The organism is Halorubrum sp. JWXQ-INN 858 (assembly GCF_009806985.1).
GTDB lineage: Archaea > Halobacteriota > Halobacteria > Halobacteriales > Haloferacaceae > Halorubrum.
Map to the genome: position 1 here is coordinate 207,801 of NZ_WUAX01000008.1, position 19,583 is coordinate 227,383.

Consider the following 19,583-nt stretch of genomic DNA (forward strand, 5'->3'; position numbering starts at 1 on the left):
ATCAATCGATCGGGGAAGGAACGGACCTGCACCCGAAAGTCAGCCGTCTCACCGAAGATAAGAACTGTTTTGGGTGGGTAGGTCGACGCGTCGTGTAGATACCTACATGTGCACCGATACAGTCGTGACCGAGGCGACCGGGGGTGACGCCGGTGGCTGACTCGGGCGGCGACGCGGTCGTGGTCCCCGTCGAGGCGACGCCGACGCTCCGTGCGACGGTCGCACACGTCGCCGAGGCCGTCGCCCGCGGCGAGTTCTCGACGATCCACTTCGTCGTGCTCGCCTCCTGGCGGGACGAGGACCCCCAAGGCGCCGACCGACGCGCCGACGCCGAGCACGTCATCGATCGCGCCCGCGTCTGGGCGGAGACTGACCTCGAGGACGCCGGCGTCGGCGGGACGAACGTCCGGACCGCGATCGTCGGCACGGACGACTACCTCTTCGGGCCGTCGGACTACGCCCGACGGCTGGCGGCGTACGCGGACGAACACGGCGTGGGAACCGTCGTGTTGGACCCCGAGTACACCCCGGTCGGCAACACGACCCTACTGCAGCCGATGGAGTTCGAGCTGTCGAGCACGTCGCTCGACGTCAGGGAAGCCCCCGTCGAACGACCGACCCGCCGCGAGCGGCTCCTCACGGAGGCGACCGGGATCCGCTTTGCGGCCGTCTTCGGCGTGTCGCTGCTGTTCTACTTCGTGCTCGGCGACCCGCTCTACTGGTTCGACTGGGTGACGGGCGTCGCCAGCGCGACGATCGTCGCGATCACGCTGTCGCGGATCAGCCTCGATCACGAGCCATCGTTCCCGGAGACGCCGCTGCGGATCCTCCGCGGCGCGGTGTACGTCCCGGTGCTGCTGTTCGAGATCGTCAAGTCGAACCTGCTCGTCGCGCGCGTGATCCTCGACCCGCGGCTCCCGATCGACCCGACGATGAACCGGGTCCGCGTGCTCGTCGGCGGCGGGCTGCCGCTGATGACGCTGTCGAACTCGATCACGCTGACGCCGGGGACGCTCACGACCCGTGCCCGCGACGAGAACCTCTACGTCCACTCGCTGATCCCGTCCGCACGCGACGGTCTGTTCGACGGCTCCTTGGAGCGATGGACGCGCTTCATCTACTACGGGCGCGAGGCGGCCCGGCTGCCGACCCCGCGCGAGCGCGACGACGTCGCGATCCTACAGGGGCCCGAGGCGACCGAGGCGTTGCCGATCGCCCAGGCGGACGGCGGTGCGGTCGCCGACTCACCGAGCGATGACGCCGCCGAAGCGGTGAACCGCGACGCCGACGCTGGAAGCGAGGCCGATGCCGATGCCGACGCCGACGCCGGAAGCGAGGTCGACGCCGACGCGGAGGTGACCGACGAATGAGCGTCGTCGACGCGACGGTCGTCGCCGGCTACACGGTCGGCGACTTCCTGCTGGCGGCGTCGGCCGGCTTCGTCCTCCTCGCGCTCGGGATGTTGTACCGCGCGGTGAAGGGGCCGACGATGCAGGACCGCGTGCTCGCGGTCAACGTGCTCGGCACCAACACCGTCGTCATCCTCGCGATGTTGGGCGCGGCGCTCTCGGAGCCGACGTTCCTCGACATCGCGCTCATCTACGCCCTCCTCAACTTCCTCATGGCCATCGCGATATCGAAGTTCACGGTCGAGCGGGGTGGTGTGCTGTGATCGACTCGTTGGAGGCGGTCCGGATGTGGCTCGTCGTGGGCTTCGTCCTCGTCGGGCTCTTCTTCACGTTCGTCTCGATGACGGGCGTGATCCGGCTCCCCGACGTCTACTCGCGGGCACACACCGCGTCGCAGGCCGACACGCTCGGGGCCGGCTTCGCGCTGGCGGCCGTCGCGCTCGTCATCGGCTGGGACGGTGCGGGCTTTAAGACCGTCATCCTGCTGTTCTTCATCTTCCTGACGAACCCGACGGCGGCACACGGGATCGCCCGCGCCGCCTTCGAACAGGGGATCGTTCCGTGGACCGAGGGGGACGAGCGCCGATGACGGGAGCTGCTCCCCTTCCCGCGCCGGTCGTCGCCGAGATCACCGCGATCGAGGCGAGCCTGTTCGTCTTCGTCGTCGTCACGGCGATCGTCACGGCGCTGGCGCGCGACGTGCTCGCGGCAGTCATCGTCTTCGGGGCGTACAGCCTCGGGATGGCTGCGCTGTACACGTTCTACCGCGCGCCGGACGTGGCGATGACCGAGGCCGCGATCTCCGCGGGCGTGACGACGATACTGCTGCTGCTCACGCTCGCGAAGACGACGCGGATCGACCACGAGATCGCCTTCGAATCGGTCAACTGGCCGGCGGCGGGCGTCGTCGGGCTGTTGTTCACCGGAATGCTGCTCGTGATCCCGGAGATCCCGGCGGTCGGCGACCCCGACGCGCCGGTGTGGAGCAACCCCGACGTGACGGGGTACTACATCGCGAACACGTACGCCGACACGGGCGTCGAGAACGCGGTGATGGCCGTGCTCGCCGCGTACCGTGGCTTCGACACCTTCGGCGAGGCGGTCGTCGTCCTCGCCGCCGGGATCGCCGCACTGATCGTCCTCCACCGGGAGGTGTTCGCATGAGCGACCACGAGGGATCGGGCCCGGACGACGACGTCGACGACGCCGATCTCGACGACGCCGACCTCGACGCCGACGAGCGCGAGGACGCCGACGCGGTGGCGACCGCCGAGCCCGTCCTCGACACGGCGATGGCGGGGGCGGACGAGCGCCCGCACCTCTCGAGGGTCGAGCGGCAGGCGACCCCGTACACGGAGAGCCAGGTGATCATGGCGACCGTGAAGGTCGTCTCGCCGTTCGTGTTCACCTACGGGCTGTTCATCACCTTCCACGGCGGCGGGTCGCCGGGCGGGGGCTTTCAGGGCGGAGCGATCATGGCCGCGGTCGTGTTCATGATCGCGTTCGCGTTCGGCATCGACGCCACCCGACAGTGGCTCGCCAACGCGGCCGTCGTCGCGCTCGCGGTCGGCGGTACGCTGGCGTTCGCCGGCATCGGGCTGGCGACGATGGCCCTCGGCGGCGCGTTCCTCCAGTACGAACTGTTGCCCATCCCCAAGCCCGTGACGTACGGGATGGAAGGGGTGGAGATCCTCGGGATCGCCGCCATCGTGAGCGGCGTCCTCATGGGGCTGTTCTTCCTGCTCGCGGTCGGCTTCGACCGCGGCGACGGGGCGGCCGTCACCGACGGCGGCCGCGACCGTGACGGCGGCCACGACCGCGACGGGGACCGAAGCGCCGACGCCGCCGACGCCGCCGACGCCGCCGACCACGCCGCGGCCGGCGGGGACGGCGAGGGCGGAGCCGCCCACGCGACCGCGACCGACCACGGAGGGAACCGATGACGACACTCGCACTCCTCGACGTTCTGAGCACGCGCCACGCCTACGTGGTGTTCTCGTTGGTGCTGTGTATCGGGCTGTACATGATGATCGCGAACCCGCACCTGGTGAAGAAGATCATCGGGCTCAACCTGTTCCAGACCGCGATATTCCTGCTGTTCGTCGTCTCGGCGTACGTCGAGGGCGGCTCGATCCCGATCATCCCGCCAGGGACGGAAGTCGGCGCGGCGTACGCCAGCCCGCTCCCGCACGTGATCGTGCTCACCGCCATCGTCGTCGGCGTGAGCCTCACCGCGGTCGGGCTCGCGCTGTGTATCCGGATCCACGACGAGTACGGGACGCTCCGGGTCGACACCCTCCGCGACCTGATGCGCGACGAGGGGGCCCTGCCGAACGGGCCGGCGCGCGACCGATCGGTCGATCGCGACGGAGGTGACCGCCGATGACGGGCCTCCTGTTGCCGCTTCTGGTCGTCGTCCCGATCGTCGCGGCGACGCTGCCGATCGCGCTCGGGCTGAAGTACGAGAACGTCGGCTGGCCCGTCGCGGCCGTGACCACGCTCGGGCTGACGGGGCTCGTCGCCGCGGTCGCGACGCAGGTGTACGCCGGCGGCGGCGGCTTCAACCACGAGCTCGGCGGGTTCGCCCCGCCGGTCGGGATCGAGCTCGTCGCCGACGAGCTGTCGGCGGCCGTGCTAGTGCTCGTCGCGCTCGTCTCCCTGCTCACGCTCGTCTTCTCTCGGGTCGCGGGACCGCGCGGGAACGCGTTCCACAGCGGCTACCTGCTGCTCACCGGAGGGCTCATGGGCGTCGTGCTCACGGGCGACCTGTTCAACATGTTCGTCTTCCTCGAGATCGTCGGGCTGACGACGTACGCGCTCATCGCTGCCGACCGGTCGGGCGCGAGCGCGTACGCGTCTCTTAAATACCTCGTGTTGGGGACGGTCGGCGCGTCGCTGTACCTCGTCGGCGTCGGCTACGTCTTCCTCGCGACGGGGACGCTGAACATGCTCGACCTCCAGTCGTCGATCGCCGCGGTCGGCTACACGGACCCGCTCGTCCAGGCGGGATACGCGTTCATCGTCGCCGGCTTCGCGCTGAAGATCGCGCTGTTCCCGGTCCACACCTGGCAGCCCGACGCCTACCAACACGCGCCGGACGCGGTGTCGACGTTCGTCGCTGCGCTCGTGTCGACGGCGGGCGCGTACGCGCTGATCCGGGTGACGTACACGGTGTTCACCGTCGACTTCCTCGCCGCTAACGAGGCGATCACGACCGGCGTGTTGGTCGTCTCCGGCGTCTCGATCCTCGCCGGGTCGGCGCTCGCGGCGATGCAGTCGGACCTCAAGCGGATGTTCGCGTACTCGTCGGTGGCGCAGTTCGGGATGATCGCCGCCGCCGTCGCGCTCGCGAACGAGACCGCGCTGCTCGGCGCGCTGATCCACCTCGTCGGCCACGGGCTGTTGAAGTTCGGGCTGTTCCTCGCGGTCGGGCTGATCGCGCTCGGCTACGGCGTCCAGCGGCTCGACCAGCTCCCGAGCTTCGCGCGCGAGGCCCCGTACACGGCCGGGGCGATCGCCGTGCTCGGGCTCGCGCTCGTCGGCATCCCGCCGTCGATCGGCTTCCTCGGCAAGTGGTACATCGCCGTGGGGGCCGTCGAGGTCAGCGCGGCCGGCGGCGGGTTCGCCGGGATCGGCATCGCGATGGTGATCTTCATCAGCACGCTGTTCACGCTCGCGTACGTCGCGCGGATCATCGAGCGGTTCTACTTCGCCGGCGTCGGCCTGCCCGGCGGCGGTCACGGCGACGACCACGCCGAGGGCCACGGCAGCGACCACGACGCCCACGACGACGCGGCGGTCGCCGACGGCGGCCGCGACGGCGTCGGCCTGCCCGAGCCGCTCCCCGGCGCGCCGACCGCGTGGGGGGTTCCGGACCGGGTTCCCACGGCCGCGTTCGTCGTGCTCCTCGGGACGACGCTCGCGGCGGTCGCGCTCGGGTTCGCCGGGTTCGGCTTCTACGACGCGTTCGACCCCTTCATCAGTGAGGTGTTCGCATGACTCTTCCATACGACCTGTTTCCGCTGCTCGCCGTGCTCGTGTCGTTCGTCGCGACGTTCTTCATCGTCGCGTCGTACCGCAACCCGAACGTCAGGGAGGGGTGGACCCTCCTCGCGGCCGTCGTGAAGTTCGGTCTCGTCGCGGCGATGCTGCCGGGCGTCCTCGCCGGCGAGGTGTACGAGACGAACATCGTCACGTTCCTGCCCGGGATCGAGTTCGCGCTGCGTGCGGACGCGCTCGGGATGCTGTTCGCGTTCCTCGCGAGCGGCCTCTGGATCGTCACCTCCTTTTATAGCATCGGCTACATGCGGGGGAACGACGAGATCAACCAGACCCGCTACTTCGCCGCCTTCGCCGTCTCGCTGTCGGCGACGATGGGGATCGCGTTCGCGGCCAACCTCGTGACGATCTTCGTCTTCTACGAGCTGTTGTCGATCGCGACGTACCCGCTCGTCGCCCACGACGAGGACGAGGAGGCCCGATCCGCGGGCCGGAAGTACCTCGTGTACACGATGTTCGGCGGCGGCGTGCTCGTGCTCGCCGGGACCGTCATGGTGTACTGGCTCGCGGGCACCGTCGCGTTCACCGCGGGCGGCATCCAGGAGCTCGCGAACGCCGACCCCGGCCTCGCGATGATCGCCTTCTTCCTGCTCGCGATCGGGTTCGGCGTGAAGGCCGGCCTCATGCCGCTTCACCAGTGGCTCCCGGTCGCGATGGTCGCGCCGACGCCCGTCTCGGGACTGTTACACGCCGTGGCCGTCGTGAAGTCCGGCGCGTTCGGCGTCTCCCGGGTCGTCCTCGACGTGTTCGGCCCGGAGCTCGTGTTCAACCTCTCGCTCCCGTGGGGCTTCTCCGCGGGGCTCGTGCTGTCGACGATCGCGGCGATCACGCTGACTGCGGCGAGTTTGATCGCGCTGCGGAAGGACCATCTGAAACAGCGGCTCGCCTACTCGACGGTGAGCCAGCTCAGCTACATCGTGCTCGGGCTCGGCCTGTTCGGCTGGTACGGGCTCGTCGGCGCGCTGTTGCACATCCCGGCACACGCGTTCATGAAGCTCACCCTGTTCTTCTGTGCGGGGTGTATCCACGTCGAGACGCACACCGACTACATCTCCGAGATGGCTGGGATCGGCAAGCGGATGCCGGTGGTGATGGGTGCCTTCACCGTCGCCGCCGCCGGGATGGCGGGCATCCCGCTGCTCGCCGGCTTCGTGAGCAAGTACTACATGCTCATCGGCGGGATCCAGATGGGCGCGGAGCTGACGCCCGTCGCCTACTACCTCGTCGGCGCGCTGCTGCTGTCGGGCGTGCTCAACGTCGCGTACTTCTGGCCGGTCGTCTACACCGCCTTCTTCGAGGCCGAGGACGACCACGACGCGAAGCCGCTCGTCGACTTCCGACTGGGCGGCGAACGGCGGTCGACGCTGGCGGCGACCGACGGCGGCCGCCCGTCCGATGACGAGGAGAGCGGCGCGACCGACGACGCGACTGACGAAGCGGACGGCGACGCGACCGACGACGCGCCGATCCCCGACGCCGAGGGGAGCGACGGCGCGGACGGGACCGACGGTCCGGACGGCGCGGGCGACGCGCGAACCGACGACGAGGGCGTCATCCGTCCCGACTTCGCCGCCAGCGGGCGCGACTTCTCGAAGCCCGCCGAACGGGTCGACACGGGCGATTACGCCGTCGATCAGCGGCCGTCCGACGCCGACGTCCCGTTCGGCGTCGGCCGGAGCGCGGACACCGACACGAGCGATGACCACGACGACACCCGCGACGCCCACGCGTCGCACGACGACGGGGCGCACGGTCAGGACGACCACGGCGACGGTGGCCACGGCGATCACGACGACGGCCACGGTGATCACGACGACGGCCACGGTGGCCACCACGGCGGTCCGCCGCCGGGCGGCTGGGAGCGGATCCGTGGACTCGACGCCCTACGCGGGCGCGAGTCGACGTGGTTCATGCTCGGGCCGATCCTCACGGCGATGACGCTCGCGGTCATGTTGGGCGTGATCCCCTACGAGATGGGCTTCCTGGAGCTGGTCGAGTTCATCGTCGACACGCGGCTCCCGGAGGAGGTGGCCCGTCCATGAGCGCGCTCGAGACGCTCGTGACGACCGTGCCGCCGTGGCTCGTGTTGACGCTCGCGGCCGCGCTCGTCGTCGTGCTGCCGCGGGCGCTCGGCCACGCCGCCGGCGCGCTCGCGACCGGGTTCGTGTTCCTCCAAGCGTACCTCGCACCCGACGGGACGCACCTGGCGACCGAGTTCCTCGGGTTCTCGGTGGTGCTGTTGAACGTCGACCAGTTCTCCGCGATGATGGGGCTGGTCGTCGGCTTCCTCGCGACGGCCGCGATGCTCTACGCGTACTCCAGCGAGGCCCCCTCGTGGATGACGGCGTTCGCGCTGCTGTACGTCGCCTCCACCGTGGGGACGATCTACGCCGGCGACTGGCTCACCGTCATCTTCTTCTGGGAGCTGATGGCGGTCACGAGCACGCTGCTGGTGTGGCAGTACGGCGGCGAGGCCGTACGCGCGGGGTACCGCTACGCGATCTTCCACGGCGTGGGCGGCACCGTCCTGCTCGGCGCGGTCGTCGTCCACTTCGCGACCGTCGAGAGCTTCCTGTTCTCGGCGACGACGGGGATCCACGCCTCCGCCGCGCTGCTCGCGGCGATCGGGATCGGCGTCAACTGCGGGTTCGTCTTCTTACACACGTGGATCCCGGACACCTACCCGCGCCCGCACATCGCGGCGTCGGTGTTCCTCTCGGTGTTCACGACGAAGACCGCCGTCTACGTGATGTACCGCGCGTTCCCGGAAGGGGGATGGTGGCTCGCGTACCTCGGCGGCTTCATGGCCGTCTACGGCGTCTTCTTCGCGCTGCTCCAGTACGACCCCCGTCGCCTGCTGTCGTATCACATCCAGGCGCAGGTCGGATACATGCTCGCGGGCATCGGGCTCGCGACGCTGGGCGGGGCGTGGGGCGAGTTCGCCGTCGCCGGCGGGTTCGCACACCTGTTCAACAACGTCCTCTACAAGAGCCTGCTGTTCATGGCCTGCGGGGTCGTGATCTACCGCACCGGATCGAACTACATCAAGGAGATGGGCGGGCTCTGGAAGGTGATGCCCGTCGCGTTCCTCGTGTACGTGATCGGCGCGGCGTCGATCACCGCGATGCCCGGCTTCAACGGGTACGTCTCGAAGGGGATGGTGCTCGACGCGACCGAGCAGGTGAACAACGTCCCGCTGCTGTTCGGCTACGACTTACTGTGGTGGCTCCTGATGGTCGGCGCGGTCGGCACGTTCATGTCGTTCATCAAGCTCGGCTACTACATCTTCTTCCACGGCGAGCCGTCGCGTGGCCACCGCGGGCTCGCCGACGCGAAGCCGCTCCAGATGGTCGGGATGGGACTGACCGCGGTCGCGTGTGTCGCGCTCGGCGTCCTCTGGACGACGCAGCTGGACGTCCTGCCGTTCACCGAGACGACGATGGAGCTCGCGAACCCCTACAGCTGGTACGCCGACCCGCTCCAGTTCGGCCACGTCGAGAAGGCGTTGGTCCTGATGACGGCCGGCTTCGTCGGGTTCTTCTCGCTGAAGCGGCCGCTGGGGTGGCTCGCACACCACGTGCGTGACGTGGACGCCCTCCTGAACCCGGCCGCGTTCTACGCCGGGCGCGGGGCGGTGTGGGGCGTCACCGAACTGTGGGCCGCCGTCGACCGGTTCACGATGGAGCTCGCCGGGCTCACGATGTGGTCGGCGATGCACCCGCGCGAGGCGCTCGCGAACGTCGGCGTCGACGTCGAGATCCGCACGGGTATCGGGCGAAGCGTCCTGTTCGTGACGCTCATCGCCGCCGCGGCGCTGTTCGCGCTCCTGCTGGGGTAGCAGGGCGAACGGAACCCCTCAGGGCGCGGTGAGAATTCGAAAGAGACGATAGAGCCGGGGATGGCGAGGAGTTGAGGGGAAGAGGCGTCAGCTCTCCGCCGGGACCGCCTGCTCCTCCGGGAGGTCGTACTTCTCGCGGAACTCGCCGATGAGCTGACCCATCTTCGCGTACCAGTCGTTGAGCATCCGCTGCATGTCGTCGGCGATCTCGTCCGGGTCGGTCGGGCGAAACACGTGGTAGTAGCCGCCCTGGTCGTAGTTGATCTGCTCCTTCTGGACGAAGCCGCTGGTGACCAGCCGCTGGACCGACCGGTACGCCGTCGAACGCTCGCGGTCGACCGCCTCCGCGATCTCGTCGACGGTCATCGGCTCCGTCCGGTCGGTGAGGAGGAGGAATATCTCCTTATCGAGGTTCTTCAGCCCGTGAATACACTCCAGGAGCCCCTCACACTCCATGTCCTGTTTGAGGTACTCGCTCATTGAGTCTGCCATCGTAGAGTGAGGTAGCCTCCCGACGAACAAAAGTGTTTGCAGGTTTCGTACAATACTCTCGTGCCGACCGTTGAAAGCCGGGAGGAGCGTGTTCGGGTGCGACCTCCGGGGCGGCTTCGGGTTCCGATGTCAGGCGTGGTAGCGGAGCAGCCGCAGGCCGATCAGTGAGACCAACACCGTCGACCCCTCGTGGCCGACGACGGCGACGGGCAAGGGGATCCCGGCGGTCAGGATCGCGACGATCATGATCGCGATGGCGGCGAACGCGATCGAGAGGTTGACGAACAGCGTCCGCCTCGTCGCACGGCTCAGTCCGAGCGCGTAGGGGATCTTCGAGATGTCGTCCGACATCAACACGATGTCCGCGGTCTCGAGCGCCACGTCGGTGCCGGCCCCACCCATGCCGATCCCGACGGTCGCGGTCGCGAGCGCGGGCGCGTCGTTGACGCCGTCGCCGACCATCGCGACGGTCCCGTACCGATCGCGCAGCTCCTCGATGGCCCCGACCTTCTCCTCCGGGAGCAGCTCGGCGTGCACCTCGTCGATCCCGACCTCCTCGGCGACGTGGTGAGCGACCCGCTCGTTGTCGCCCGTCAGCATGACGACCTGCTCGACGCCGAGCTCCCGCAGTCGAGCGACCATCTCGGCCGCGCCCGGCCGGACCGTGTCGGTGAATGCGAGCCACCCCAGCACGGACGCGCCGCCCTCGGACTCGCGGACGACGAGAACGCTCGTCTTCCCGTCACGCTCCAGGGCGTCGAGCGCGCGGAACCCCGCGTCGAGGCCGTCGATGGACCCGCCGTCCGATCCGACCGAGCCGTCCGAATCGTCCGAGCCGTCCGAATCATCCGAGCCGACCGAACCGGCGGCGAGCGCTGACTCGACGTAGCGCCGGTTCCCGATGTGAACCGTGTCGCCGTCGACGACGGCCCGGACGCCCTTGCCGACGGTCGCCTGGAAGCCGGTCGCGTCGGGGACGTCGAGCGAACGCTCCGCGGCCGCGTCGACCGTCGCCTGCGCGAGGTGGTGTTCCGACCGGGACTGAACGGCAGCCGACAGCGCCAGCAGGCCGTCGTCGTCGAGCGTCCGCCCGTCGTGGGTGACGCCCCCGCGGACGGCGACGTCTGTCAGCCGCGTGTCGCCCTCGGTGAGGGTCCCCGTCTTGTCGAACGCCACGGCGTTGACGGTCGCCGCCGTCTCGACGTGCTCGCCGCCCTTGAAGAGGACCCCCTCCCGCGCGCCCGCGGTGATGGCGGAGAGGACCGCCGCCGGCGTGGAGATGACGACCGCACAGGGCGAGGCGGCGACCATGAGCGTCATCGCGCGGTAGAACGTCGGGTCGAACTCGTGGCCCAAAAACAGCGGGACCGCGATCGCCACCCCCGTGAGCGCGAAGACGCCCAACACGTACGGCTGCTCGAGGCGGTCGATGAGCCGCTGTGTCGGGGCCTTCTCGCTTTGGGCCTCCTCGACCATGTGGATGAGCTTCGCGATCGTCGACTCGTGGGCCTCGCGGGTCACCCGGACCTCGAGGCTCCCGACCTCGTTTATCGTCCCGCCGTACACCTCGCTGTCGGGCTCCTTCGCGACCGGGACCGACTCGCCGGTGATCGACGACTGGTCGACCGTGCTCTCACCGACCGTCACCACGCCGTCGAGGGGGATCCGGTCGCCGGGGCGGACGACGAACACGTCGCCGACGACGACGTCCTCGACGGGGACCGTCACCTCCGTGCCGTCACGCAGCACGCGTGCCGAGTCCGGCCGCAGCTTCATCAGCGCCTTGATCGCGCGCCGCGACCGCCCGAACGCGTAGTGTTGGAGCACGTTCGACAGCGAGAAGAGGAACAGCAGCATCGCCCCCTCGAACGGCGCGCCGATGACGAGCGCGCCGGTCGCCGCCAGGATCATCAGCAGGTCGATGTCGACCGCGCCGTGTGTGAGCGTCTGGATCCCGGTCTTCAGCCCGTACCACCCGCCGAAGACGTACGCGACCGCGTAGGCCCCCCAGACGAGCGTCCGGGGGCCGCCGAGCCACCCGGCGATCAGCCCGACGAACATGCCGACGAACGTGAGCACGACGAAGACCGCCTCGCGCCGGAGCGTGGTGCGGTCGACCGCCTCCGTGTCCTCGGGTGCGTTTCCGAGGCTGCCGTCAGCGCCCGGACCGTCCTCTCTCTCGGAGGTATCGTCGTTCTCGGGAGGATCGCCGTCGCCGTCGACAGGCGGCAATCCATCGGTCGGATCGGACTGGCTGTCGAGTGCGCCGCCGTCGGCGACGGCGTCCGCGCCCGTTCGCGGAACGAGTCCCGACCGACGGACGACGCCGTCGATCGTGTCGGGCCGAACCGTTCGCTCGTCGTATCTCACGGTCGCGGTCCCGGCCCGCAGCGAGACGTCCGCCGTCTCGACGCCGTCGACGTCCCGGAGCCGCCGCTCGACCGCGCGCGATCGGGACCCGGCGCTCCGACTTCCGACGGGGCGGACGTGCAGCGTGAGCGTCGAGATCGACGACCCAGAGTCGTCGGTGTGGGGCTGGAGGGGTCCGTTATCGCCCCCGTCAGCGGACGGCGGCGGGTCCGATGGGGAGGTCATGGCATGTGTGGCACCGTTCGTCTCCGTGATGGTCACGAGCGCTTATAAGTGTCCACGCCCGGTCCCGACGACCGGGGCGGGGGAAGGCGGAGGGAAGCGGGAGGAGGGCGGTGAGAAGCGGAGGAGGCGAGACGAGGTGGGGCGGAGTGCAACCGGACGATCGGAGGCAGCGACAGCCGCCGAGCGCCGGTTTACGTCCCGGGAACGGGCGCGAGCGTCACGCCGTAGAACGCCGCGAGCGTGAGCAGCCCCATCGCGGCGGCGACGGCGAGCCAGCGGAACCGCGTCCGGTCCAGCAGCTCGCCGACGTCGCCGACCAGGACGGTCGTCGCCGGGAAGTCGCTCGTGCGGAGGATCGACAGCTCGAGCCCGAACAGCAGCACCGACGCCGTCGCCGACATCATACAGAACGGGCAGATCTCGCCGATCACGCCGAGCTGCAGGTAGACGAAGTACGCCGAGGCGAGCACCCCGGTCGCGGTGATCGGCGTCAGGATCTTGACGATCAGCGGGTGTCGCGTGTCGAACCACCAGAGCGACAACACGATCGTCGTGAGGTAGTAGAACGCTCCGAGCGTCGCGAGGGGGACGCCGAAGACGTACGCCCACGAGCTGGTGACGACCTGCAGGCTCCCGGAGAGCTCGGCCCCCGCCGGGATCTGCGGGATCGCCCAGAAGTGAATGCCGCTCAGGAACGCGCTGACTACCCACCCGAACACCGCGATGGCGGTGAACGCCCCGAACAGCGTCGAGACCCGCGGACTGTAGCTCCACTCGGCGTCGAACGCGTGTCGCGCCGAGCGACCGGTTTCCGAATGCTGTGTTTCCATACACGTTCGTGTCGGGGCCCTTTCCTCATAAGTATTGTGTTGTATGTACAATTCTAAGAACACAGCTCGACGACGGCCGGAGCCATCGATCACGTCGGCGTTTCCGGGAGAACGGGACGGGTGGGATGCCGGTGTGTGAGCGCCGCACAGCGGGAAGTACCCAAGGGCGGTCGTCGGAGCTACTGATAAATCATCCGTCGGTACGTCCCAAACCCCCGCTGAACGGCTCTTGAGAATCCTCGAAGAACGTTCGAGCGCTTATAAACGCGATCCGAAGAACGTTCCACCACTTATAAACACGATCCCGCGTCTCCACGAGCCACGCGACGACACGGACGCCCGCCCGGTAGCGGCGACGTCGACTGAAAAGGGACCACCGCCGCCCGTCGCGGCCGCTCCGTGAACGGCCCACGGCCCGATCGCTGTCGGTGCGTTATAAGCCGGAGAGGGTTTCACGTTCACGACCGGAATCGAAGGGCGGTATTGTACATAAAAAGCAAGCACGATGGGTCGAGGAAGACCAGTGATTCGAGGATGCGGGTTTCGCGTCCGCGGTCGCGCGTGTGCAGTCGTCCGCGCTCAGGTGCGCTCGTGCCGCCGCTCACGTTCACGCCACGGCTCGCTCACGTTCACGCTTACGCTGCGGCGGCGCTCACGTTCACGCCACGGCCGCGACGGCGTCGGCGACGGCGTCGTAGTCGGGCTCGACGCCGGAGCCCTCGGCGATCCAGCGGTAGCGGACGAGCCCGTCGGCGTCGACGACGAACACCGACCGCGTCGCGACCGTGTCGACGCCGTACCGTTCGAACTCGCCGACGACGTCGTACGCCTCGATCGCGCGGTGGTCCGGGTCGCCGACGAGCCCGAAGGGGAGGTCGTAGCGCTCGCGGTACGCCTGTAAGGCGTGCGGGAGGTCCGTGCTGACCCCGAAGACGACGCCGCCGACGTCCGCGAACCGCGAGAGGCTGTCGCGGAACGTGCAGAGCTCGTCGGTGCAGGTGTTCGAGAACGCCGCCGGGAAGAAGGCGAGGACGACGGGGCCGTCGCCGAGGTGGTCGGCGAGACGGAACGGTTCGATACCGTCGTGGGCCAGCGATGCGGTGAATCCGGGCGCGGGGTCGCCGACGTCAACCATACGTTCGGGTGTGGGCGTCGGGACATCACCGTTCCGGTAGCGGTACTCGTCGCCACGGAGGTCGTGTGCCACGTCAGCGACGGGCAGTGTGCGACGTATGGCCAACTAAGTCGTCCAAAAAGACTATAGTCGCCACAAGGTTACCACGGAGTAGAGATGGCAAGCGCGATACCACTGATCGGCGGCATTCCGGCGGGCCCCGAGCTCCTCATCATCCTACTCGTGTTGGTACTGCTGTTCGGCGCGAACAAGATCCCGAAGCTGGCGCGGTCGACCGGACAGGCGATGGGCGAGTTCAAGAAGGGCCGCGAGGAAGTCGAGGACGAACTGAAACAGATGCAAGACGGCGAGACCGAGGGGGAGCCGGCCGAGCCGGTCGACACGACCGATCTGGCCGACGAGGACGAAGAGGACGAGAACGTCGAGACCGAAACCGAGAAGAACGCCTGATCGACGCCGCGTCGATCCCCCGTTCGCTGCCGGACCACCCGCCGATACTGTTTTGACCACCCTCGTGGGCGCGTGGCCTAGCGGATAGGGCGAGAGGTTCCTAACCTCTCGATCGCGGGTTCGAATCCCGCCGCGCCCGTACAGCGAGCCACGCAGTGGCGAGCGGACCGGCACGGCGAGATTCGAATCACGCGAGACGAGCCCGCGAGTCTCGCAATCGGGTTCGAATCCCGCCGCGCCCGTGACGCGTCAGCGACATGCTCGCCAATAGCGACACGCTGGCGACACGTCCTTGAGACAGCAGTGGCCCGTCCGGCTCGCCGGACGGGCCACGTCGTCAGTCGTCGCGATCGCCCGCGTCGAGGCGACGGAACGACCGGTCCGCGAGCGCGACGGCGACGACCGCGATCGCGAGGGTGGCGAACGCCAGATCGAGTCCTGGCTCGTACAGCAGCGGCGGGTGGTAGCCGAACCCGTAGTCGACGACGACGTTCGACACGCCGAGCCCCAGCGCCAGCGCCAGCGCGCCCCGCGTCGTGCGCCCGAACGCCGGGAACAGCAGCGCGAGCCCGACGAACAGGAGATGCGTCCCGAGCACGCCCCAGTAGTAGATCCACGCGTCCGGGGCGGTGACGTACGCCTCGAACGCGAGGTTCAACGACACGAGCGGCCAGAGCCCGAACTGCACGAGCCAGACGAACGCCAGCGTGTGGAGGTACGCGAGCGGTCGGTTGACCGGCGCGTCGGCGACGTCACCGCCCGACCCGACGGTCGGGAGGAGCGTCACCAACGACAGCAACGCGAGCCCGACGGCGACCGCGGAGTCGGCGTAGAGGGGCCACAGCGCGACCGGCACCGTCGGCAGGGTCGCCACGTAGTAGTCGATCCCGACGAGGAGCATGAACGCCGTGAGCCCGAGCACGGCCCCGAGGCTCCGCGGAGTTCCCAACAGTTCCTCGGCGACGGCGTCGCGTACCCGCCGACGAACGGCCGGGTCCCGGAGACGCTGTGGCGATACCACGACGGGAATGCGCGCGGAGGGAACAAAAACCCCGACATCGAGGGCAGAATTATCAGATGACAGCATTTGCAAGAAACCTTTTTGAGTGGTGGACCAGTGGAGGGAGGCATGACTACCGAGGACTCCGGACCCGCACCCGCCGACGCGCGGGGTACGGACGGGCTACCGAAGTCCCGGAACCCGATCGTCGGACGCTACACGTGGCGGGAGTTCCTCCGCGAGCATGGGCACGAGGACGCCGCGGCGGCGCTGTACGCGCGGATCGACGAGGCCCCTGCCGTCCCGGCCGATGTGGTTCGGGCACACGTCGGCGAGGAGCACGCGGACGAGATCCGCGAGACCGCTGCTGGCGACGCCGAAGGCGACGGGATCGAGCTCCGTGACCGCGACGTCGTCGTTAGCGCCGCCGCGGTCGTTCCCGTGGCGGACACGGCCGACGGGGACGGGGCCGAAGAAGGCGAGGACGGGGCCGAAGAAGGCGAGGACACACTCGACGCCCCGACGAGCGGGTCGGTCGTCGTCGCGGGGCGGGACGTGGAGCTACAGCCGGCGCGGACGCCGACCGCGGACGACTGGACGCGCGCCGGACTCGATCCGGCGACGTTCCTCGGGTTCGATCCGGAGGGCCTCGGCGCCCGGCTGTGGGCGGCCGACGCGGTCGGCGACGCGCTCTGGGACCTGTGTCACGCGCGATACGACCTGTACGAGCTGCCGGTGCTCAAGGGATACTACACGTGGGATGACTACCGCGAGGAGTTCTTCCTCGACGAGGACGGGAACCCCCCGACCGACGAGGAGGACGAGCCGCTGGCGTTCACTCACGAGGACAAGACCGCCGCGCTCGGCTTCGACCCGGACGAGATCGACGACCGGCTCGCTGACGGCGCGGACGCGGCGCGAGCGATCGACGCGCTGGTCGACGAGCGGACCGTCGACGTCGACCCCGAGATCGACGAGGACGCGTTCTTCTCTACGGCCGAGGGGCACACGACCCTCGCGAACCGGTACGACCTCGAACGGGCGGTGCCGATGGCGAAGAAGACGCACTTCCGCGAGGTGGAGCGCTACTGGGTGAACGAGCCGTACGCGTTCGTGATCATCTTCCACTCGACGAAGGAGAACGAGCGGAAGTACTACGCGGTCCAGCCGTACCTCACGCGGATCGAACGCGACCTTCAGGAGTTCCTCACCGGGAAGCTCCGGACGTCGATCAAGTACGCTGACGAGTCGATCGCCGGCGGCGACGAGGCGTTTCGCGAGGGGGTCATCGCCGAGGAGACGCGCGCCCTGCTCGACCGCTACGACCTGTACGCCGACGAGGGCGAGCGAGGGCTCGCGAACGACGTCGTCGAACTCGTCCGCGGCGTCGACGCGCTGTCCGACCGGCTCGACGCCGAGCGGCTTGGGACAGGGCGGCTCGGCACGGGGCGGCTGAACGCGGTCACCGACCGGATCGGCGAGGAACGGATCGCGGCGGCGGTCGATCGGATCGCCGACATCGTCGGATACGCACCGGCGAGCGAGCCGACGGTGGGGCTGTCCGGGATCAGCGCGCGCCCGGAGCCCGCGGTGCTGGCGGAGGACGCGGAGACGCTCACGGAGTACCAGATCGAGAAGCTGCTGTACTACCTCAAACGCGACTTCATCGGCTACGAACGGATCGACCCGATCAAACACGACATCAACGTCGAGGACATCTCCTGTGACGGCTACGAGTCGCCGGTGTTCGTCTACCACTCCGAGTACGAACAGGTGATCTCGAACGTCTTCCACGGCACCGACGAGCTCGACGACTTCGTGGTGAAGCTCGCACAACGCTCCGGGAAGGGGATCTCGAAGCGGCGACCGCAGGTCGACGCGACGCTCCCGGACGGCTCCCGCGCCCAGCTCACGCTCGGCCGAGAGGTGTCCGACCACGGGACGAACTACACGATCCGGCAGTTCAACGACGTCCCGTTCACGCCGATCGACCTCATCAACTGGCGGACGTTCTCGCTCGACGAGATGGCGTTCCTCTGGCTCTGTATCGAGAACCACAAGAGCCTGATCTTCGCGGGCGGCACCGCCTCCGGGAAGACGACGAGCCTGAACGCCGTCTCGCTGTTCATCCCGTCGAACGCGAAGATCGTCTCGATCGAGGACACCCGCGAGGTCGAACTCCCCCAGCGCAACTGGATCGCCTCCGTCACCCGCCCGTCGTTCTCCGCGGACGACAAGGGCGACGTCGACGAGTTCGACCTGCTGGAGGCCGCGCTGCGCCAACGCCCCGACTACATCGTGATGGGCGAGATCCGCGGCGAGGAGGGACGGACCCTCTTCCAGGTGATGTCGACGGGCCACACCACCTACACGACGTTCCACGCCGACTCCGTCGGCGAGGTGCTCAAGCGGTTCACCACCGAGCCGATCAACGTCTCGAAGACGATGTTCACCGCGCTCGATCTCGTCTCCGTACAGACGTCAACGCGCGTGCAGGGGCGCAAGGTGCGCCGCAACAAGTCGTTGACCGAGATCAACCACTACGACGCCGAGAACGACGAGATCAACGTCCAGGACGTCTACCAGTGGCAGGCGGAGACCGACGAGTTCCTCCAGATGGGCGACTCGAACACGTTAGAGGAGATCATGTTCGACCGCGGCTGGGACCGTGCGACGCTCGACGCGGAGCTCCGAAAGCGGCGGGTGGTACTGGCGTATCTCATCGACAGGGGGCTCAACACGTACGCGCAGGTCGCGGCGACGTTCCAGGCGTTCATCAACGACCCCGACACGATCCTGACGCTGATGGCCAACGACGGGCTGGAGCGCTCGCTGGAGGACCTCCGCGAGATGGAGTCGGTCCTCATCGACGTCGACCGGGAGAAGGAGGCGCTGGTGCCGCGGCCCGACCCCGACGAGGAGGGGAAAGCGGAGGTCGCCCGGATCCTCGAGGAGGCCGAGGACCTGCTCGCGGAGTACCGCGGCGAGACGCCCGCCTCCGTTACCGACGCGCTCCTCGACGAGGTCCCCGCGGTCGACGTGGAGGCGAAGCCCGAGGACGACCACGAGACGCTGGCTCAAGCCGCCCGCGAGGCCGCCGCACTGGATGCGGCGGCGGGCGACGCCACAGCGACGGCCTCCGACGGCGCGTCCGGCGGCGTCGACGCTCCGGACAGCGCACCCGCTAACGCCGCCGAGGCAGGCGATTTCGGCGGCCCCGACGGCCCTGACGCTCCCGCCGCTCCCGATGGCTCCGCCGCTCCCGCCGCTCCCGATGGCTCCACCCCTCCCGACGACACCGACGACGCCGACGAACCGACCGGCGAGATCGACTTCGACGAGCCGTTCGACGAGGCGATAAACGTGATGGGGGGCGCGTCGAACGACGAGAGCGACCCATCGGGCACGTCACCCGGAACCAATGGTGACGGACTGGCTGGGAACGGAAGCAGCGTCGACGGAGGACTCGCCCCCGACGACGGAGAGGACGACGCCGAAGGCGATCCCGGCGACGATGCCGAAGACGATGCCGAAGACGATCCCGCTGACGGAGGCGACGACGTCGAAGAAAACCCCGATAACGGCGACGGTGACGGTGACGGTGACAGCGACGGCGACGGTGACAGCGATGGCGACGGCGACGGCGACGACGACCCGGAAACGGAGTTCGACGAGGGGGAGTGGGTCTTCGGCGATCGGGCGATCGAGGACGAGGGCGGGTGAGCCGATGACGAACGTCCGGACGAACGGACCCGTGACCCGAACGGGAGGGCGT

The 19,583-nt window shown here is 68.8% G+C and carries 16 protein-coding genes and 1 tRNA gene; 12 read left to right on the plus strand and 5 right to left on the minus strand.

The features are described from left to right. The first annotated feature begins 143 nt into the window (after positions 1–143). From GRS48_RS06375 to GRS48_RS06415, 9 genes are read left to right on the plus strand one after another with little or no spacing between them, the layout of a single operon-like run. Positions 144–1,370: a monovalent cation/H+ antiporter subunit E gene (locus GRS48_RS06375; RefSeq protein ID WP_321168323.1), complete on the plus strand. Its 1,227-nt coding sequence runs from the start codon at positions 144–146 to the stop codon at positions 1,368–1,370. Beyond that, positions 1,367–1,672 (plus strand): cation:proton antiporter, encoded by a 306-nt coding sequence (locus GRS48_RS06380; RefSeq protein ID WP_159484690.1) that lies wholly within the window; start codon positions 1,367–1,369, stop codon positions 1,670–1,672. Before GRS48_RS06375 ends, GRS48_RS06380 begins: the two co-directional genes overlap by 4 nt. Positions 1,673–1,695: 23 nt before the next feature. Beyond that, positions 1,696–1,998: a monovalent cation/H(+) antiporter subunit G gene (mnhG, locus tag GRS48_RS06385; RefSeq protein ID WP_159484990.1), complete on the plus strand. Its 303-nt coding sequence runs from the start codon at positions 1,696–1,698 to the stop codon at positions 1,996–1,998. Further along, positions 1,995–2,573, plus strand: a complete 579-nt coding sequence (locus tag GRS48_RS06390) for a DUF4040 domain-containing protein (RefSeq protein WP_159484692.1) — start codon at positions 1,995–1,997, stop codon at positions 2,571–2,573. The genes mnhG and GRS48_RS06390 overlap by 4 nt, the downstream gene beginning before the upstream one ends. Beyond that, entirely contained in the window at positions 2,570–3,352 is a 783-nt protein-coding gene (locus GRS48_RS06395; RefSeq protein WP_159484694.1) for an MnhB domain-containing protein, read from the plus strand. The genes GRS48_RS06390 and GRS48_RS06395 overlap by 4 nt, the downstream gene beginning before the upstream one ends. Continuing rightward, a complete protein-coding gene (locus GRS48_RS06400; protein ID WP_159484696.1) occupies positions 3,349–3,795 on the plus strand; it encodes a cation:proton antiporter subunit C in 447 nt (148 codons plus the stop codon). Before GRS48_RS06395 ends, GRS48_RS06400 begins: the two co-directional genes overlap by 4 nt. Continuing rightward, positions 3,792–5,408, plus strand: a complete 1,617-nt coding sequence (locus tag GRS48_RS06405) for a proton-conducting transporter membrane subunit (RefSeq protein WP_159484698.1) — start codon at positions 3,792–3,794, stop codon at positions 5,406–5,408. Before GRS48_RS06400 ends, GRS48_RS06405 begins: the two co-directional genes overlap by 4 nt. Continuing rightward, positions 5,405–7,510, plus strand: a complete 2,106-nt coding sequence (locus GRS48_RS06410; RefSeq protein ID WP_159484700.1) for a cation:proton antiporter — start codon at positions 5,405–5,407, stop codon at positions 7,508–7,510. The genes GRS48_RS06405 and GRS48_RS06410 overlap by 4 nt, the downstream gene beginning before the upstream one ends. Beyond that, positions 7,507–9,306 carry a Na(+)/H(+) antiporter subunit D gene (locus GRS48_RS06415; RefSeq protein WP_159484702.1) on the plus strand — a complete coding sequence of 600 codons (1,800 nt, stop codon included), beginning with the start codon at positions 7,507–7,509 and terminating at the stop codon, positions 9,304–9,306. Before GRS48_RS06410 ends, GRS48_RS06415 begins: the two co-directional genes overlap by 4 nt. 87 nt (positions 9,307–9,393) lie before the next feature. On the opposite strand, the gene GRS48_RS06420 is transcribed toward GRS48_RS06415, so the two are convergent. The 4 genes from GRS48_RS06420 to GRS48_RS06435 all read right to left on the minus strand — a co-directional run bounded on the left by GRS48_RS06420 (position 9,394) and on the right by GRS48_RS06435 (position 14,358). Continuing rightward, on the minus strand, positions 9,394–9,798 hold the full coding sequence (locus tag GRS48_RS06420; RefSeq protein WP_159484704.1) for a helix-turn-helix domain-containing protein: 405 nt from the start codon (positions 9,796–9,798) through the stop codon (positions 9,394–9,396). 129 nt (positions 9,799–9,927) lie between these two features. Then, positions 9,928–12,393 (minus strand): cation-translocating P-type ATPase, encoded by a 2,466-nt coding sequence (locus GRS48_RS06425; protein WP_159484706.1) that lies wholly within the window; start codon positions 12,391–12,393, stop codon positions 9,928–9,930. A gap of 191 nt (positions 12,394–12,584) precedes the next feature. Next, a complete protein-coding gene (locus GRS48_RS06430) occupies positions 12,585–13,223 on the minus strand; it encodes a vitamin K epoxide reductase family protein (RefSeq protein WP_159484708.1) in 639 nt (212 codons plus the stop codon). 658 nt (positions 13,224–13,881) lie between these two features. Further along, positions 13,882–14,358, minus strand: coding sequence for a redoxin domain-containing protein (locus GRS48_RS06435; RefSeq protein ID WP_159484710.1), 477 nt, complete (start codon positions 14,356–14,358; stop codon positions 13,882–13,884). A gap of 156 nt (positions 14,359–14,514) precedes the next feature. Here GRS48_RS06435 and GRS48_RS06440 point away from each other — a divergent pair, with 156 nt between their 5' ends. Together GRS48_RS06440 and GRS48_RS06445 are read left to right on the plus strand one after the other, a co-directional pair. Beyond that, a complete protein-coding gene (locus GRS48_RS06440; protein WP_159484712.1) occupies positions 14,515–14,808 on the plus strand; it encodes a twin-arginine translocase TatA/TatE family subunit in 294 nt (97 codons plus the stop codon). Positions 14,809–14,874: 66 nt separating this feature from the next. Continuing rightward, a tRNA-Arg gene (locus GRS48_RS06445) sits at positions 14,875–14,947 on the plus strand. Between the two features lie 198 nt (positions 14,948–15,145). Here GRS48_RS06445 and GRS48_RS06450 read toward each other — a convergent pair. Further along, complete coding sequence (locus tag GRS48_RS06450) at positions 15,146–15,829, minus strand: DUF1405 domain-containing protein (RefSeq protein WP_321168324.1); 684 nt, start codon at positions 15,827–15,829, stop codon at positions 15,146–15,148. Positions 15,830–15,937: 108 nt separating this feature from the next. Here GRS48_RS06450 and GRS48_RS06455 point away from each other — a divergent pair, with 108 nt between their 5' ends. Beyond that, positions 15,938–19,531: a type II/IV secretion system ATPase subunit gene (locus tag GRS48_RS06455; protein WP_159484716.1), complete on the plus strand. Its 3,594-nt coding sequence runs from the start codon at positions 15,938–15,940 to the stop codon at positions 19,529–19,531. Positions 19,532–19,583 lie beyond the last annotated feature (52 nt).

Coding starts and splice junctions, on each gene's coding strand:
- GRS48_RS06405 (WP_159484698.1), top strand. CDS start 3,792: ATGACGGGCCTCCTGTTGCCGCTTCTGGTCGTCGTCCCGATCGTCGCG.
- GRS48_RS06435 (WP_159484710.1), bottom strand. CDS start 14,358: ATGGTTGACGTCGGCGACCCCGCGCCCGGATTCACCGCATCGCTGGCC.
- GRS48_RS06420 (WP_159484704.1), bottom strand. CDS start 9,798: ATGGCAGACTCAATGAGCGAGTACCTCAAACAGGACATGGAGTGTGAG.
- GRS48_RS06425 (WP_159484706.1), bottom strand. CDS start 12,393: ATGACCTCCCCATCGGACCCGCCGCCGTCCGCTGACGGGGGCGATAAC.
- GRS48_RS06400 (WP_159484696.1), top strand. CDS start 3,349: ATGACGACACTCGCACTCCTCGACGTTCTGAGCACGCGCCACGCCTAC.
- GRS48_RS06440 (WP_159484712.1), top strand. CDS start 14,515: ATGGCAAGCGCGATACCACTGATCGGCGGCATTCCGGCGGGCCCCGAG.
- mnhG (WP_159484990.1), top strand. CDS start 1,696: ATGTGGCTCGTCGTGGGCTTCGTCCTCGTCGGGCTCTTCTTCACGTTC.
- GRS48_RS06415 (WP_159484702.1), top strand. CDS start 7,507: ATGAGCGCGCTCGAGACGCTCGTGACGACCGTGCCGCCGTGGCTCGTG.
- GRS48_RS06430 (WP_159484708.1), bottom strand. CDS start 13,223: ATGGAAACACAGCATTCGGAAACCGGTCGCTCGGCGCGACACGCGTTC.
- GRS48_RS06410 (WP_159484700.1), top strand. CDS start 5,405: ATGACTCTTCCATACGACCTGTTTCCGCTGCTCGCCGTGCTCGTGTCG.
- GRS48_RS06390 (WP_159484692.1), top strand. CDS start 1,995: ATGACGGGAGCTGCTCCCCTTCCCGCGCCGGTCGTCGCCGAGATCACC.
- GRS48_RS06395 (WP_159484694.1), top strand. CDS start 2,570: ATGAGCGACCACGAGGGATCGGGCCCGGACGACGACGTCGACGACGCC.
- GRS48_RS06455 (WP_159484716.1), top strand. CDS start 15,938: ATGACTACCGAGGACTCCGGACCCGCACCCGCCGACGCGCGGGGTACG.
- GRS48_RS06380 (WP_159484690.1), top strand. CDS start 1,367: ATGAGCGTCGTCGACGCGACGGTCGTCGCCGGCTACACGGTCGGCGAC.